The sequence below is a fragment of the Sphingomonas sp. BK345 genome (assembly GCF_014193845.1).
Classification (GTDB): domain Bacteria; phylum Pseudomonadota; class Alphaproteobacteria; order Sphingomonadales; family Sphingomonadaceae; genus Sphingomonas.
Window position 1 is genome coordinate 280,078 of the sequence record NZ_JACHZX010000005.1, and the last position, 15,308, is coordinate 295,385.

A 15,308-nucleotide genomic window follows, 5' to 3' on the forward strand; every position below is an offset into this window, starting at 1 on the left:
CGGAACATGTGAGAGGCAGCGATGCGGTGATGATCGGGCGTTGGCTGGGCCGTGACCGCGAGCGGCGCTACTGCCTGCCCGAGGGCGTGCGTGCCTATGCCGTCGGCGACGTCCACGGCCGCGCCGACCTGCTCGCGCCGATGCTCGACTGGATCCGCGCGGACAGCGACTCGCGCGGTGGCTATCCCGAGGTCCACGTCGTCTTCCTCGGCGACCTGATCGACCGCGGCCCGGCCTCCGCCTCGGTGGTGAGCATGCTCGCGAGCGGGCGTGCCGCTTTCGGTCAGCGCCACTTCATCCGCGGCAACCACGAGCAGGTGCTGCTCGACATTCTCGACGGCGCATGGGAACGGCTCGACGACTGGCTCGCGGTCGGCGGGGTGGAAACGCTGGTGAGCTACGGCGTCGACCCGGCACTGCACCTGCGTGACCCCGAGGCGTTCCGCCGCGCGATGCGCGACTCGATCCCGTCGCTGCACGTCGGTTTCCTGCGGCGGATGGTGCCGATGGTGCGGCTCGGCGACTATGTCTTCGTCCATGCCGGCATCCGCCCGCGCGTGCCGCTCGAGGAGCAGAGCGAGCGCGATCTGCGTTGGATCCGGCGCGATTTCCTCGACAGCCGCGTGGATCACGGCGTGATGGTGGTGCACGGCCACACCGTCAGCGACAAGGTGGACGTCCGCCGCAACCGCATCGGCGTGGACACGGGAGCCTATGCCTCGGACCGACTGTCGGTGCTGGGGCTGGAGGCGGACCGCCGCTGGGTGCTCACCAGCCGGCTCGGGTGAGGGGAGGCGGCCGCTCGATAGCGATCCCCTTCAGCGCCTCAGAAGGGTCGTTCACCCAGGTAATTGCCCGCGTTCTTGTAGCGACACACCAGCACGTCTTCCTCGCCGCCGCGCGCCACCGCGCAGCCGACCTCGTCGGTGTCGCGCCACATCAGCTGGGTGTAGTGGCCGACATCGTCGACGCGGCCGGTCACGCTGTTGTACGGGAACACGCCGGGGCGGAAGTAGCGCTTCTCGCGGATCCAGCCGTTGACCATCGCCTCGGGCGTGAAATAGCCGCGTGTGCCGGCCCAGAGGTTCTCGCCCTCGGGATCATAATGGCGCTCGGGCGCGTGCTCGAAGCGGCCGGTGCTGGCGAGATACTCGGCCCAGCGCTGCGCCGACTGGACCAGCTCGCGGTTCCACCGCAGCGGGGCGAGGCCGACCGAGGCACGCTCGTGATTGTGCGCCGCGAGCACGCGGGCGTCGAACGTTTGCGAGAAGCTCGCCGCGCCGCTCAGCAGCGGGGCGGCCAGCAGGGTGGCGACGGCGGCGATGAGCCGGCGGGGCGCGTGGGCGCGCGGCATGTCCGGAACCCTTCCTGATGCTCGATCCAGGAGGGCGATGTACCGGCCGGCCACTTGCCAACCGGTCGCCAAACACGGTTAGCGGCGGGTAAGCTATGTTTACGCGGTGATCGTGACCAGGTCGCCGCGCGCGCTGGCGGTGAACACGCGGCGCGCGAAATCCTCGGGGATGCCGACGCAGCCGTGCGTGGCATAGCCGCGCCGCACCGCGCTGGCGTGGATCGCGACCCCGTCATTCGTGAGCCGCAGCATGTAGGGCATCTCGGCGTCGTAGAGCGTCGACTGGTGCAGTCGCGCGCGCGCGAGGATCGGGAAGGTGCCCGTCGGCGTCGGTTTGTGATCGGTGCCGTAGAGGATCACCGCGGTGCCGATCTCGTGCCCGCCGCGGAACACCGACATGAGCTGGCGCGACAGATCGACGCGGATGCGCGTGTCGCCTCCGGCGGGAACGCCGCTCTCGTTCCAGACATAGTCGCCGAAATGCATCGGGCGGTCGACGCGGAGCAGGCTGTGCACGAGCAGCGGCGTGCCGTCGGGTGCGGGAAGCGACGGCTCGCGCCCGGCCGGGTAGCTCACCCGCGTACCATAGCTGCCGATCGTGGTCGCTGGCACGGCCGGGCGCGCGCTGGGCGAAGACGAGGGTGACGTCGCCGGCCGGCTCCACCACGCCATGCCGAGCGCGCCGACGCCGGCCGCGGCGAGCGCGACCGCCACGCCGGCGAGCCGGCTCATGCGGCCGCGTCGGCCTCCGCCGCGCGGCGGCGCGCGACGCGGCGCAACGCGCCGCCGACCATCAGGAAGCCGAGAATCATCGTCGCCCAGGTGGCGGGCTCAGGCACTGCAGGGGGTGGCACGACATCGTCGCCACCGCCGCCGCCCCCACCGCCGCCACCCCCACCGCCGGTGCCACCGCCCGGTATGAACGGCGTCGTCGGGGTGAAGCCGCCGCCCGGCGGCAGCGGCCCGAGCACGGCCGGGGTGAGCGGCACGTCACCCACCGGCACGCCCGGCCCGAACGCGAGCGGCGTCGCGGGCAGCTCGACATAGGGGGGCGCCCAGCCGATGCTCGGCCGCTCGCGCACGTTGCTCAGCACGCGCTCGCGCGGCGCACCCGGCACCGGCACGCGCGGACCCGACGCCAGCCGCTGCTTGGCGGGTTTGGTGGTGAACATCGCGCCCGCATCGCGGCCGCCGGGTGAGCGCGCGCCGAGGATCGCAGCAGGATCGGGCAGGTCGACCAGGCGCGCGACCTTGGCCGAGGCCTCGGCGATGCCGAGCCCGCCGATCGTGCCGCCCAGAGCGCCATAGCTGCCGACCGCGGCCACGCCGACCAGCCCGCCGACCGCGACGCGCGCGATCGTGAGGTGCCACATCAGGGTGAGCGGGCGACGCCAGCTAATCATCGATCAGACCTATCCCTGTTTCCGAACCGACCAACGGTCAAGGAAGCGCGATGCTCCCTCTCTACGTAGACAGCCGCGTGAGTCCAGAAAAATGTCCGGTATTAACAGTTTATCATGGGACAGTGTTGCACGTCGGCAGCAGTCGATCACGCTGCTGATCGATCAATTGTGTTAACCAATGACGGAACGCGCGGACCCGCCGCAACTGTCGTGTGTCACGGTGTGTGACCAGCCAGAAGCCGCGCGTGATCGCCACATCAGGGATCACCCGCAGCAGCGATTCATCGTTGCCGCCGATGAAGTGTGGCAAAACCCCCACACCGGCACCCGCCGCGATGAGCCGGGCCTGTGCGTTGATGCTCGAACTGCGCAGCGTCGGCGCGAGCGCCGAATCGATCTCGTGCAGGTATCGCAGCTCGGGCGCGTACAACAGATCGGGGATGTAGCCGACCAGCCGATGGCGCTTTCCCAGCGTCGCCAAGGTCGGCACGCCGTCACGCTCCACCAGCGAACGCGCCGCATAGAGGTGCAGCGCATAGTCGGACAGCTTGCTTGCCACGACCGGTCCGTGGCGCGGCCGCGCCAGCAACACGGCGACGTCGGCCTCGCGCCGCGATGGGCTGAGAAAGCCGGAGTTCGCCACCAGATCGATCGTCAGCGCCGGATGCGCCGCCGCGAACGAGTCGAGGTGCTGCGCCACCAGCCAGATGCCAAAACCCTCGGACACGCTCACCCGCAGCGTGCCGGTGAGCGCGCCGGGCGGATCGGCGCCCTCGCCGATACGCTCCGCCGCGCTCGCCATCTGCTCGACCTGCGCGAGCAGCGACTCGCCCGCCTCGGTGAGCACCTGCCCCTCGCGGGTCTGCTCGAACAGGGTCCGGCCCAGCCGCGCCTCGAGCCGGCGCAGTCGCCGACCGACGGTGGTAGCGTCGACGCCGAGCAGCGCGGCGGCGCGCGCGATCTGACCGGTGCGCGCCACCGCGAGGAAATCCTGCAGGTCGTTCCAGGCGATCGGCTGCATCAACGCAGGCCGAGGTTGCATAATTGCCGCTTGCCTGCAACCGCGCCGGGTCGCACACCGGAGGGAAGAGATAGAGGAGAGGCGATGCGCACCATCGACCATCACATCGCCGGTGCGGCAGCGTCCGCGGGCGGCGGTGGCGCTGCGAGGGAAGGCGCGCGCGGCGGGGACGTCTACGACCCCAATACCGGGCAGGTGCAGGCGCGCGTGACGCTCGGCACCGCCGCCGACCTCGACCGCGCGGTAGCGGCGGCGCAGGCGGCGCAGCCCGGCTGGTCCGCGACCAACCCGCAGCGCCGCGCGCGCGTGATGTTCCGCTTCAAGGAGCTGGTCGAGCGCGAGATGGAGCCGCTGGCACGGCTGCTCTCGTCCGAGCACGGCAAGGTGATCGCTGACTCCAAAGGCGACATCCAGCGCGGGCTGGAAGTGATCGAGTTCGCCTGCGGCATCCCCCACCTGCTCAAGGGCGAGTATACACACGGCGCCGGCCCTGGGATCGACGTTTACTCGATGCGCCAGCCGCTCGGCATCGGCGCGGGCATCACCCCGTTCAATTTCCCGGCGATGATCCCGATGTGGATGTTCGGCGTCGCCATCGCCTGCGGCAATGCTTTCCTGCTCAAACCGTCCGAGCGCGACCCGAGCGTGCCGGTGCGGCTCGCCGAGCTGATGCTCGAGGCGGGCGCGCCGGAGGGCATCCTCCAGGTCGTTCACGGCGACAAGGAGATGGTCGACGCGATCCTCGACCATCCCGCGATCTCGGCGGTGAGCTTCGTCGGCTCGTCCGACATCGCGCATTACGTCTACCGCCGCGGCGTGGACGCAGGGAAGCGCGTCCAGGCGATGGGCGGCGCCAAGAACCACGGCATCGTCATGCCCGACGCCGACCTCGACCAGGTCGTCGCCGATCTCGCCGGCGCCGCCTTCGGTTCGGCGGGTGAGCGCTGCATGGCGCTGCCCGTGGTGGTGCCGATCGGCGAGCAGACCGCGGAGCGCCTGCGCGACAAGCTGATCCCCGCGATCCGCGGCCTGCGCGTCGGGGTCTCGACAGATGCCGAGGCGCATTACGGCCCGGTGGTCAACGCCGCGCACAAGCAGCGCGTCGAGCAATGGATCGGCACCGCGGTCGAGGAAGGCGCGGAGCTGGTCGTCGATGGCCGCGGCTTCACGCTCCAGGGGCATGAGAACGGCTTCTTTGTCGGTCCGACCCTGCTCGACCGGGTCACGCCACAGATGCGCTCCTACCAAGAGGAGATCTTCGGGCCGGTGCTCCAGATCGTCCGCGCGCCCGACTTCAAGACAGCGCTGCGCCTGGCGAGCGAGCATCAGTACGGCAACGGCGTCGCGATCTTCACGCGCAACGGCCATGCCGCGCGCGAGTTCGCCGCGCGTGTCAACGTCGGCATGGTGGGCATCAACGTGCCGATCCCGGTGCCCGTGGCCTATCACAGCTTCGGCGGCTGGAAGCGTAGCGCGTTCGGCGACGTCAACCAGCACGGCACCGAGGGCGTGCGCTTCTGGACCAAGGTCAAGACCGTGACGCAGCGCTGGCCCGACGGGTCCGCGCTCCCTAGCGGTAGCGAGGACGGTGGACCCTCGCGCGTGCAGGACGCGTTCGTGATCCCGACGATGGGGTGACGATATGCGGTGGAGCGGACGGATGGCGATGACGGCGGGGCTGGCGGCGATGCTCGCCGCGTGCTCGCCTCAAACGGCGGACTACAACCGCCACGAGGTGCCCGAGGACGAGGCGCGCGCCCAGGCCGCGATCGAGCGCGCCGCGGCGCAGAACGGCGTCGCCACCACCGCGCGCGCCGGCGTGCCGATCGCCGCACCGGCCGAGACCGCGGCGCGATCGCGCGCCTTCCCGACCGACTTCCTCGGTTACTGGGGCATCAGCTACGACGACTGCCAGCTCGCCAACACCAATGCGACCGGGCGGATCAACGTCGACGCCGACACGATCCGCCTCCACGAGGCGAAGGCGCGCGTGCAGCGGCTCGAACAGCGCTCGCCCTATGAAGTGGTGGCGGACCTCCGCTTCGACGGCGCGGGCAACTCGTCGTGGGAGCGGCGCGACCGCTTCACGCTCGAGCAGGGCGGCACCATCCTCGTCCGCACCGAGGCACCCAACGTCCAGCGCTATCGGCGCTGCTGACCGCAAGGCAGGACATGACCGACCAGTTCGACCTCACCTCCCAGTTTGATCTCACAGGCGACCAGCGCGAGATCCAGGAACTCGCGCGCCGCTTCACCGCCGATCGCATCACGCCGCACGCGGCCGAGTGGGACGAGACGCATCACTATCCTGTCGACGTATGGAAGGCGGCGGGCGAGCTCGGCTTCGGCGCCATCTACGTCAGCGAGGCGTCAGGCGGGATCGCGCTCGGCCGGCTTGAGGCGGCACTGGTGATGGAGGCGATGGCCTATGGCTGCCCCGCGACCAGCGCGTTCATCTCGATCCACAATATGGTGGCCTGGATGATCGACCGCTTCGGCTCGGCCGAGATCAAGGATCGCTTCCTGCCCGGCCTCGTCACGATGGAGACGATCGGCAGCTATTGCCTGACCGAGCCCGGCTCGGGCTCGGATGCGGCGGCGTTGAAGACGAGCGCGCGACGCGACGGTGACGATTACGTGCTCAACGGCACCAAGCAGTTCATATCGGGCGCGGGCTACAACGACGTGTACGTCTGCATGGTGCGCACCGGTGAGGAGAAGGCCCGCGGCATCAGCGCGATCGTGGTCGAGAAGGGCACGCCCGGCCTGTCCTTCGGCGCGCCCGAGCGCAAGCTCGGGTGGAACGCCTCGCCGACCGCGCAGGTGATCTTCGAGGACTGTCGCGTGCCCGCCGCCAATCTGGTCGGCGCCGAGGGCGAGGGCTTCCGCATCGCGATGGCGGGGCTCGACGGCGGCCGGCTCAACATCGGCGCCTGCTCGCTCGGGGGGGCGCAGCGCTGCCTCGACGAGTCGATCCGCTACGCGCGCGAGCGCCAGCAGTTCGGCCAGCCGATTGCCGACTTCCAGAACACGCAGTTCACGCTGGCGGACATGGCGACCGACCTTGAGGCGGCGCGGGCGCTGCTCTATCTCGCCGCCGCCAAGGTGACTGCGGACGCGCCCGACAAGTCGCGCTTCTCGGCGATGGCGAAGCGGCTGGCGACCGACAACGGCTCGTCGATCGTCGACCGCGCGCTGCAGCTCCACGGCGGCTACGGCTATCTCAAGGACTATCCGATCGAGCGGTTCTGGCGCGACCTGCGCGTCCACTCGATCCTGGAGGGGACCAATCAGGTGATGCGCATGATCATCGGCCGCGAGCTGACCCGGCAATGAGGGGGGCGACTCAAATCCTCCCCGCAGGCGGGGAGGGGGACCGCCAGCCGCAGGCTGGTGGTGGAGGGGGGCTTCCGCCTGCGCGACGCTCGGGGTTCCTGCTCCACCGCCAGCAGCGCTTGCGGAAAGCCCCCTCCACCATGCTCCGCATGGTTCCCCTCCCCGCAAGCGGGGAGGATTGAGTGGCTGACCTCATCGCCGAGACGGAGGGCGGCGTCGCGCGGCTGCGGCTCAACCGTCCCCAGGCGCTCCACGCGCTCACCACGGAGATGTGCGCCGCCGTGCTCGACTCGCTCGAGCGCTGGCGCGGCGACGACACGATCCGCTGCGTCTCGATCGATCATGCCCCGGGGCGCGGCTTCTGCGCCGGCGGCGACATTCGCCTGCTCGCCGAGAGCGGCGCGGGTGACGGCAGCGCCGCGCGCGCCTTCTTCTACGTCGAATATCGCATGAACCACCGGCTGTTCACCTACGCCAAGGACGTGGTCGCGTTCATGGACGGGGTGACGATGGGCGGCGGCGTCGGCCTGTCGCAGCCCTGCCGCTACCGCGTCGCCACCGAGAACACCAAGCTGGCGATGCCCGAGACCGGCATCGGCCTCTTCCCCGACGTCGGCGGCGGCTGGTATCTCTCGCGCCTGCCGGGGCGGATGGGCCAGTATCTCGCGCTCACCGGCGCGCGCGCCGACGGCGCGGCGTGCCACGCGCTCGGGCTGGCGACGCACTATGTCGAGAGCGCGCGGCTCGACGCACTCAAGCGCGACATCGCGGCGCGCCCGGGCGAGCTGCGCGCGCTGCTGGACGCCGCGCATGTCGATCCCGGCCATGCCGTGCTGCTCGACCAGCGCGAGGCGATCGACCGGCTGTTCGCCTCCGACGAGGTCGAGGCGGTGTTCGCCGCGCTGGAGGCGGACGACAGCGAGTTCGCGCGGGCCACGCTGGCGACGCTGCGCACCAAGTCGCCGCAGACGATGAAGGTCTCGCTCAAGCTGCTCAAGGACGGCGCGCGCATGGCCGACTTCGCCGATGAGATGCGGCAGGAATATGCGGTCGCCACGCGCGTGGTGCAGCGACACGACTTCCTCGAGGGTGTGCGCGCGGTGATCGTCGACAAGGACAACGCGCCGCGCTGGGAGCCCGCCACGCCCGAGGGCGTCAGCGACCATGTCATCGACCAGATCTTCGCCCCGCTGCCCGAGGCCGAAGCCTGGACTCCGCACGATTGAGGGACCGACCGATGGCCGACTATGAGACGATCCTGGTCGAGCGACGCGGCGCGGTGACGCTGCTGACACTCAACCGGCCCAAGGCGCTCAACGCGCTCAACACGCAGGTGCTCGCTGAGCTGCTGCGCGCGCTCGCCGACTATGACGCCGACGCCGCGCAGCGCTGCGCCGTGCTCACCGGCAGCGAGCGCGCCTTCGCCGCCGGCGCCGACATCAAGGAGATGGCGGGGCAGGGCTTCGCCGACATGTACGCGGGCAATTTCTTCGCCGGCTACGAGCAGCTGACGCGCACGCGCAAGCCGCTGATCGCGGCGGTGGCGGGCTATGCGCTGGGCGGCGGCTGCGAGCTGGCGATGATGTGCGACGTCATCCTCGCGGCGGATAGCGCCAAATTCGGCCAGCCCGAGATCAAGCTCGGCGTGTCGCCGGGCATGGGCGGCTCGCAGCGGCTGGCACGCGCGGTGGGCAAGGCCAAGGCGATGGAGATGGTGCTCACCGGCCGGATGATCGACGCCGAGGAGGCCGAGCGCGCCGGGCTGGTCAGCCGGGTCGTGCCCGCCGCCGAGCTGCTCGACGAGGCGCTGCGCACCGCCGCGACGATCGCCGAGATGGCGCCGCTCGCCGCGATCGCGAACAAGGAGATGGTCAATGCCGCGTTCGAGACGACGCTGGCGCAGGGCGTCCAGTTCGAGCGCCGGCTGTTCCATGCGCTGTTCGGCACCGCCGACCAGAAAGAGGGGATGGCAGCGTTCGTGGAGAAGCGCGCCGGGCAGTGGAGCGGGCGGTGAGGCGGTGACGCGGCGTGTGATCTCTCTCTGTTCGTGCTGAGGAGTCGCTGAGCTCGTCCAAGCGGCGTCTCGAAGCATCCGGCGCCGCGGTCGTGCCAGCGCTTCGAGACGAGGCTTCGACGGGCTCAGCCTCTCCTCAGCGCGAACGAAGGAGGGGCGAGCGCTGTAAGGATAAAGAGGAGAGGCAACATGGCACGCGTCGCGTTCATCGGGCTGGGCAACATGGGCGGTGGGATGGCCGCCAACCTGGCGAAGCACGGCCATGACGTGCGCGCCTACGATCTCTCCGCCGAGGCGCTGGCGCGCGCCGAGGGCGCCGGCTGCCTCGCCGCGGAGAGCGCCGCGGCGGCGGTCGATGGCGCCGAGGCGGTCTTTACCATGCTGCCCGCGGGGCGCCACGTCGCGCAGGTCTATGACGAGATCCTGCCGCTGGTCGACGCCGCGGCGACCCTGATCGACTGCTCAACGATCGACGTCGCCACCGCGCGCGCCGTCGCCGAGCAGGCGCGCACGCGCGGGGTCGCCGCGGTCGACTCGCCGGTGTCGGGCGGGATCGCGGCGGCGACCGCGGGCACGCTCACCTTCATGGTCGGCGGTCCGGCGGAAGCGTTCGAGCGCGCGCGGCCGTTTCTCGAGTTGATGGGCAAGGCGGTGATCCACGCCGGGGCGAGCGGCACCGGCCAGGCCGCCAAGCTGTGCAACAACCTGATCCTCGGCGCGACGATGATCGCGACCTGCGAGGGGTTCGTGCTCGCCGAGCGGCTCGGGCTCGACCCGCAGGTGTTCTACGACATCGCTAGCAAGGCCACCGCGCAGAGCTGGTCGATGACGAGCTACTGCCCGGTACCGGGCGTCGGCCCGACCTCGCCCGCGGACAACGATTATCGCGGCGGCTTCGCGGGGGCGCTGATGCTCAAGGACTTGGAGTTGGCGATGGCCGCAGCGACAGACGGCGGCGCGACCCTGCCGCTCGGCGGCCACGCGCGCGACTTGTACCGTGCGTTCGGCGAGGGCGGGCATGGGGGGGAGGATTTCTCCGGCATCATCCGGATGCTGCGGGGGGCGTAGAGGCCATTATCCACAAAGGACAACGTCATCCCGGACTTGTTCCGGGATCCACTAAGCCGCACGCTCGACAGAGGTAATGCACGCGGAGCCGTGGACCCCGGAACAAGTCCGGGGTGACGTTTTGTGAAGTGGTACACGGTGCTTGCCCGGGCGAGCCCCTCACCGCAGCGCCGCCTCCACCTCCGCGCGCTTGGCCGCGCGCAGCGCGACGCACTGGCGGATCGCGCCGAGCGCCTGGCTCAGCTCCAGCGCGCCGCCGCCAAGGGTCGCCAGCCGCGGGCGGAACAGCGCCTCGACCGCGTCGGCCTTGTCCGCGCTGCAATAGCCGCCGAACAGCGTCGGGATACGCGCGCGCGCGAACGCGGGCACCCCCGCGATTGCGCCGTCGAAGTCGCGCGTAAACAGCGCCAGCAGCGCGTCGCGCCCGAGCGGCTGGTAGGCGAGCCGCGTCATCAGCGTCAGCCGCTCGGTCGATTGCAGCGCCGGGTCGCGCGTCAGCTCGAGCGCGCGCGGCACCTCGGCCGCGCTGGTGGCGTGGCCCAGCGCGCGAACCGCGTGCGAGCGGAACAGCGGATCACCGCTCGTCGCCAGCGCGTCGCGCAGCCGATTCATGAAGGCCATGCCACGGTCCTCCACCGCGACCGCGAACGCCAGCTCGCGATAGGACGGGTCGATCGCCCGCGGCGTCGCCGCCAGCGCGCCCTCGGCCGCCTCGGCGAGCTGCGAACGGAGCGCCGCATCCCGCGCGGTCTGCGCGGCATAGTCGACGAGGTTCTGCCGCAGCAGCGCTTGCCCGGTCTCCTCGCCGGCATAGGCGCCGGGCGCGAAGGACACCGCGCCGAGCGCGCGCAGCCGCGGCAGCGACAGCTCGCTCGCGAGCCGGCGCAGCCCCGCGGTCGCGGCGGGCGACAGGTCGAGCTGCTCGACCTCGGCGATCGCCTGCGGCAGCTGCAGCGTCGCGCTGCGCTCGCGATGCGCGGCGAAGGCGCGCGCCCCCGCGATCACGCGCGCGAAGCTGGCATTGCCCGCGAGGAAGTCGGCCCACAGGCTGTCCGCCACCGCCATCGCCTCGCGCGCGGGCAGCGTGTCGGCGCCCTTGAGCAGCCCGGCCCAGCCGGCATCGTCGAGGCTGTAGCGCCAATATCCCGCCCCGTCGGCGTTGGGCACGGCCAAGCCGCTGCCGCGCAGCGCCAGCGTGCCGGTCGCGCTGCCGAGCAGGGTGCAGCTGCGCGTCTTGCCCTGGCGCGCGCACACCGGCACCGTCCATGTCTGTGGCGCGGGCTGCGCGGCGACGCCGATCGGGCGATAGCGCTGCTGGCTTAGCTGCCACCGCCCGGCACCGTCGGCGCGGATGCGAATCACCGGCACGCCGGTCTGCGTCACGAAGCTGCGGAACACCGGGACGATGCCGGGATCGCCCGACCCGGTCGCCATCGACTCGAAGAAGTCGTCCGCGGCGGCGTTGCCGTAGCGGAAGCGGTTCAGATGGAACTGCACGCCGCGGCGGAACTTCTCCGCGCCGAGATAGCGCTCCACCATGGTCAGCACCTGACCGCCCTTCTGATAGGTGATCGAATCGAAGGCGCTGGCGATCTGGTCGTTGCGCGTGATCTCCTGGCGGATCGGGCGGCCGACCGCGCGGCTGTCGGTGTCCATCGCCGCGAACGCCTCGGCGAGCTGGGCGACGTCGGTGCCGAGCCCGGGCTGCCAGATCTCGCCGACGCGATTGCCGGCCCATTCGGCGAAGCTCTCGTTGAGCCAGATGTCGGTCCACCATCTCGGCGTGACGAGGTCGCCGAACCATTGGTGCGCCAGCTCGTGCGCCACCACCGTACCGAAGCCGCGCCGCTGCGACGCGGGCGCGTCGGGGTCGAGCAGCAGCAACGTGTCGTTGTAGCTGACAAGACCGGCATTCTCCATCGCGCCGCTCATCACCGGGCCGGCGATCTGGTCGAGCTTCTCGTACGGATAGGGGATGCTGAAATATTGCTCATGCAGCGCGAGGATCTTCGGCCCCTCGGTGGCGGCGAGCCGGAGCCGCTCGGCCTGGCCCTTGGTGGCGATCGCGCGATACGGCAGCGCGGTCGTGCGCACCGCATTGGCGGGCGCGTCGCCGGGGACGACGTCGAACGGTCCCACCGCGATCGCGACGAGATAGGTCGGCAGCGGCTTGGAGAGGGCGAAGACGTGGCGGGTCAGCGCCGCGCCGGCGGGCGTAGCGGCGATCTCGGGCGTGTTGGCGAAGACCTTCTGCCCGCTCGCCGCGGTGACGCTGAGCGTGAAGGGCGTCTTGAAGCCGGGCTCGTCGAAGCCCGGGAACATGCGCCGCGCGTCGATCGGCTCCATCTGCGTCCAGGCGTACCAGTCATCGCCGACCTTGGCGCGGTACAGCCCCTCGGCGCCGGTCATGAACGGCGCGTCATAGTCGAAGGCGAGCGTGACGCGGCCGGCGGGGAGCGGCGTCGCGAAATCGAGCCGCGCCACCCCCGAGGCGTCGACCTGGGTGTAGCGCGCGGTGACGGTGCGGCCGTCGACGCGGGCGACGGCCGTAGTGACGGCGAGGCCGTTGCCGTGAAGGTAGAGCGAGAAAGCGGCACGCCGGAGCTCGGCGTCGACCTCGGCGTGGCCGGTGAAGCGCTCCCGCTCGGGGCGGACGGTCAGGTCGATGCGATAGGCGGTGGGGCGTGCGGTACCGGGGAGTTGGCCGAGCGGGACGGGGCCGGGAGCCGTAGTGATAGGATTGGGGACCTGCTGCGCCAGCGAGGGCGCGGCGAGGAAGAGGGCGGTGGAGGCGAGCAGGGAGAGTCTCATAGGCGCGACCTTCGTTTTGATTGCCGTCGGCGTAGGATGGAAACGACCGGAGCACATCCCCCGCGACGGCGCTTGCCCGGTCTGCTCCTCAGCCCGCTCCTTTTACCACCCTGGCGAACGCCGGCGTCCATGCGGGAAGGCGGTCGTGGGTCTCACCGGCGTTCCCCAACTGGACCCCCTGGCGTTCGCCGGGGTGGAGAGGAGCCGGGGTGGTAGCAGAAGTGGCGAGGCACGCCTTACAGCCGCGTGCGCACCTGCCACAGCTCGGGGAACAGCTCGACCTCGAGCATCTTGCGCAGGTAGGAGACGCCCGCGGTGCCGCCCGTGCCGCGCTTGAGCCCGATCACGCGCTCCACCGTGGTGACGTGGTTGAAGCGCCAGCGCCGGAAATAATCCTCGAGGTCGACGAGCTTCTCCGCCAGCTCGTAGAGCGGCCAGTGCGTCTCGGGCGCGCGGTACACCTGTTCCCACGCGGCCAGTACCGCCTCGCCCGCGACATGCGGCGCGCGCCAGTCGCGCAGCGGGTCGGCGAGCAGCCCCGCGGCGTGGAGGCGGACCAGCGCGGCGTCGTAGATGCTCGGCGCGGCGAGGATCGCTTCCAGCCGCGTCAGCGTCGGGGCGCGGTGGCGGTGCGGCCCGAGCGTCGCCGAGACGCGGTTGCCGCACAGATATTCCACCGCGCGGTACTGCCACGACTGGAACCCCGACGACTGGCCGAGCGCGTTCCGGAACGTGGTGTAGTCGGACGGCGTCATCGTGCGCAGCACGTCCCAGGCGCCGTTGAGCTGCTCCAGGATCCGCGCCACCCGTGCGAGCAGCTTGAACGCCTGCGGCAGGCGATCGGCCAGGATCGCGTCGCGCGCGCTCTCCAGCTCGTGCACCGCCAGCTTCATCCACAATTCGCTGGTCTGGTGCTGGATGATGAACAGCAGCTCGTCGTGCGCGTCGCTCAGCGGGTGCTGCGCGTCGAGCAGGCGGTCGAGCGCGAGATAATCGCCGTAGCCCATGCGCTCGGCGAAGTTCAGCTCGGCGTCGTGATGCTCGCCCATCACGTCACCGCGGCGCGGGCGTGATGCTCGGGGCGGTCCCAGGCGTCGGTGGCCAGGATGGCCGCGAGAGTGTCGACCGCGCGCACCACCTCCTCCTCACTAAGGTACAAAGGCGTGAAGCCGAAGCGGAGCAGGTCGGGCGCGCGCACGTCGCCGATCACGCCGCGCGCGATCAGCGCCTGCATCACCGCATAGGCCTGAGGGTGCGCGAAACTGACCTGGCTGCCGCGCGCGTGCGGGTCGCGCGGCGAGGCGAGCGCGAGCTGGGGGCAGCGCGCCTCCACCTCGGCGATGAAGCGCTGCGACAGGCGGATCGAGGCGGCGCGCACGTCGACCATGTCGACGCCGTCCCAGGCGTCGAGGGCGGCGTCGAGCACCGAGAGCGCGATCACCGGCGGCGTGCCGACGCGCATCCGCTCGACCCCCGGCGCGGGGGCGTAGTCGCGCTCGAACGCGAACGGCGCGCGATGGCCGAGCCAGCCGCTCAGGATCGGCCGGGCGGTCTCGGCGTGGCGCGGTGCGAGGTAGAGGAAGGCGGGGGCGCCGGGGCCGCCGTTGAGATATTTGTAGGTGCAGCCGACGGCGAAGTCGGCGTCGGCGCCGGCGACGTTAACCGGCAGCGCGCCCGCCGAATGCGCCAGGTCCCACAGCGCGATCGCGCCAGCGGCGTGGGCGCGGGCGGTGAGCGCGCGCATGTCGTGGAGGCGGCCGGTGCGATAGTCGACCTCGGTCAGCATCGTCACCGCGACGTCCTCGTCGACGGCGTCCGCCACCTCCTCGGGGGCGACGATGCGCAGTTCATGCCCCTGACCGAGCGAGTCGAGCAGCGACTGCGCGATGTAGAGGTCGCTCGGGAAGTTGCCGCTGTCGCTCAGCACGACGCGACGATCGGGACGCAGCGCGAGCGAGGCGGCGAGCGCCTGGAACAGCTTGATCGAGAGCGTGTCGCCGGTGATCACGCTGCCCGCGGGCGCGCCGACCAGCCGCGCGATGCGGTCGCCGACGCGCGTCGGCAGCGCCATCCACTCGCAGTCGTTCCAGCCGCGGATCAGCCGCTCGCCCCATTGCTCGCGGATCACCGCGGCGGCGCGCGCCTCGGCCGCGCGCGGCAGCGGGCCGAGCGAGTTGCCGTCGAGGTAGATCACGCCCGGCGGCAGATGGAACAGCGCGCGGGTGGCGGCGAAGTCGGTCATGTCCGCGTCTTAGCGCGTGGGGAGGGACGGGCCAATCGCGACAGGCTCAGCACCGCTCC

At 71.0% G+C, this 15,308-nt stretch carries 14 protein-coding genes; 7 read left to right on the plus strand and 7 right to left on the minus strand.

Annotated elements, in window-relative coordinates:
• The first annotated feature begins 29 nt into the window (after positions 1-29).
• Positions 30-788, plus strand: a complete 759-nt coding sequence (locus FHY03_RS16535; RefSeq protein ID WP_183925080.1) for a metallophosphoesterase — start codon at positions 30-32, stop codon at positions 786-788.
• Positions 789-826: 38 nt separating this feature from the next.
• Here FHY03_RS16535 and FHY03_RS16540 read toward each other — a convergent pair whose 3' ends face one another.
• From FHY03_RS16540 to FHY03_RS16555, 4 genes are all read right to left on the minus strand, one after another.
• Entirely contained in the window at positions 827-1,354 is a 528-nt protein-coding gene (locus tag FHY03_RS16540; RefSeq protein WP_183931714.1) for a CAP domain-containing protein, read from the minus strand.
• A 99-nt stretch (positions 1,355-1,453) separates the two neighbouring features.
• On the minus strand, positions 1,454-2,086 hold the full coding sequence (locus FHY03_RS16545) for a L,D-transpeptidase family protein (protein ID WP_260159334.1): 633 nt from the start codon (positions 2,084-2,086) through the stop codon (positions 1,454-1,456).
• Entirely contained in the window at positions 2,083-2,757 is a 675-nt protein-coding gene (locus tag FHY03_RS16550) for a PEPxxWA-CTERM sorting domain-containing protein (RefSeq protein WP_260159335.1), read from the minus strand. Before FHY03_RS16550 ends, FHY03_RS16545 begins: the two co-directional genes overlap by 4 nt.
• A gap of 112 nt (positions 2,758-2,869) precedes the next feature.
• Positions 2,870-3,778 (minus strand): LysR family transcriptional regulator, encoded by a 909-nt coding sequence (locus tag FHY03_RS16555; RefSeq protein ID WP_183925254.1) that lies wholly within the window; start codon positions 3,776-3,778, stop codon positions 2,870-2,872.
• An 84-nt stretch (positions 3,779-3,862) separates the two neighbouring features.
• Between FHY03_RS16555 and FHY03_RS16560 the strand changes: the two genes are divergently transcribed.
• The 6 genes from FHY03_RS16560 to mmsB all read left to right on the plus strand — a co-directional run bounded on the left by FHY03_RS16560 (position 3,863) and on the right by mmsB (position 10,196).
• A complete protein-coding gene (locus FHY03_RS16560; protein ID WP_183931715.1) occupies positions 3,863-5,416 on the plus strand; it encodes a CoA-acylating methylmalonate-semialdehyde dehydrogenase in 1,554 nt (517 codons plus the stop codon).
• A gap of 22 nt (positions 5,417-5,438) precedes the next feature.
• Positions 5,439-5,936 carry a hypothetical protein gene (locus tag FHY03_RS16565; RefSeq protein ID WP_183925086.1) on the plus strand — a complete coding sequence of 166 codons (498 nt, stop codon included), beginning with the start codon at positions 5,439-5,441 and terminating at the stop codon, positions 5,934-5,936.
• Between the two features lie 14 nt (positions 5,937-5,950).
• Entirely contained in the window at positions 5,951-7,114 is a 1,164-nt protein-coding gene (locus FHY03_RS16570) for an acyl-CoA dehydrogenase family protein (RefSeq protein ID WP_183931716.1), read from the plus strand.
• 182 nt (positions 7,115-7,296) lie between these two features.
• On the plus strand, positions 7,297-8,340 hold the full coding sequence (locus FHY03_RS16575; RefSeq protein WP_183931717.1) for an enoyl-CoA hydratase/isomerase family protein: 1,044 nt from the start codon (positions 7,297-7,299) through the stop codon (positions 8,338-8,340).
• Between the two features lie 11 nt (positions 8,341-8,351).
• Positions 8,352-9,128, plus strand: a complete 777-nt coding sequence (locus FHY03_RS16580) for an enoyl-CoA hydratase (RefSeq protein ID WP_183925092.1) — start codon at positions 8,352-8,354, stop codon at positions 9,126-9,128.
• A 189-nt stretch (positions 9,129-9,317) separates the two neighbouring features.
• Complete coding sequence (mmsB, locus tag FHY03_RS16585; RefSeq protein ID WP_183925094.1) at positions 9,318-10,196, plus strand: 3-hydroxyisobutyrate dehydrogenase; 879 nt, start codon at positions 9,318-9,320, stop codon at positions 10,194-10,196.
• Between the two features lie 159 nt (positions 10,197-10,355).
• Here the strand turns inward: mmsB and FHY03_RS16590 are convergent, their stop codons facing one another.
• The 3 genes from FHY03_RS16590 to kynU all read right to left on the minus strand — a co-directional run bounded on the left by FHY03_RS16590 (position 10,356) and on the right by kynU (position 15,249).
• Complete coding sequence (locus tag FHY03_RS16590) at positions 10,356-13,007, minus strand: M1 family metallopeptidase (protein WP_183931718.1); 2,652 nt, start codon at positions 13,005-13,007, stop codon at positions 10,356-10,358.
• A 236-nt stretch (positions 13,008-13,243) separates the two neighbouring features.
• Positions 13,244-14,056, minus strand: coding sequence for a tryptophan 2,3-dioxygenase (locus FHY03_RS16595; protein WP_183931719.1), 813 nt, complete (start codon positions 14,054-14,056; stop codon positions 13,244-13,246).
• Positions 14,056-15,249, minus strand: a complete 1,194-nt coding sequence (kynU, locus tag FHY03_RS16600; protein ID WP_183931720.1) for a kynureninase — start codon at positions 15,247-15,249, stop codon at positions 14,056-14,058. The genes FHY03_RS16595 and kynU overlap by 1 nt, the downstream gene beginning before the upstream one ends.
• Positions 15,250-15,308 lie beyond the last annotated feature (59 nt).

Coding starts and splice junctions, on each gene's coding strand:
- FHY03_RS16590 (WP_183931718.1), bottom strand. CDS start 13,007: ATGAGACTCTCCCTGCTCGCCTCCACCGCCCTCTTCCTCGCCGCGCCC.
- kynU (WP_183931720.1), bottom strand. CDS start 15,249: ATGACCGACTTCGCCGCCACCCGCGCGCTGTTCCATCTGCCGCCGGGC.
- FHY03_RS16560 (WP_183931715.1), top strand. CDS start 3,863: ATGCGCACCATCGACCATCACATCGCCGGTGCGGCAGCGTCCGCGGGC.
- FHY03_RS16565 (WP_183925086.1), top strand. CDS start 5,439: ATGGCGATGACGGCGGGGCTGGCGGCGATGCTCGCCGCGTGCTCGCCT.
- FHY03_RS16540 (WP_183931714.1), bottom strand. CDS start 1,354: ATGCCGCGCGCCCACGCGCCCCGCCGGCTCATCGCCGCCGTCGCCACC.
- FHY03_RS16535 (WP_183925080.1), top strand. CDS start 30: ATGATCGGGCGTTGGCTGGGCCGTGACCGCGAGCGGCGCTACTGCCTG.
- mmsB (WP_183925094.1), top strand. CDS start 9,318: ATGGCACGCGTCGCGTTCATCGGGCTGGGCAACATGGGCGGTGGGATG.
- FHY03_RS16545 (WP_260159334.1), bottom strand. CDS start 2,086: ATGAGCCGGCTCGCCGGCGTGGCGGTCGCGCTCGCCGCGGCCGGCGTC.
- FHY03_RS16580 (WP_183925092.1), top strand. CDS start 8,352: ATGGCCGACTATGAGACGATCCTGGTCGAGCGACGCGGCGCGGTGACG.
- FHY03_RS16570 (WP_183931716.1), top strand. CDS start 5,951: ATGACCGACCAGTTCGACCTCACCTCCCAGTTTGATCTCACAGGCGAC.
- FHY03_RS16550 (WP_260159335.1), bottom strand. CDS start 2,757: ATGATTAGCTGGCGTCGCCCGCTCACCCTGATGTGGCACCTCACGATC.
- FHY03_RS16595 (WP_183931719.1), bottom strand. CDS start 14,056: ATGGGCGAGCATCACGACGCCGAGCTGAACTTCGCCGAGCGCATGGGC.
- FHY03_RS16555 (WP_183925254.1), bottom strand. CDS start 3,778: ATGCAGCCGATCGCCTGGAACGACCTGCAGGATTTCCTCGCGGTGGCG.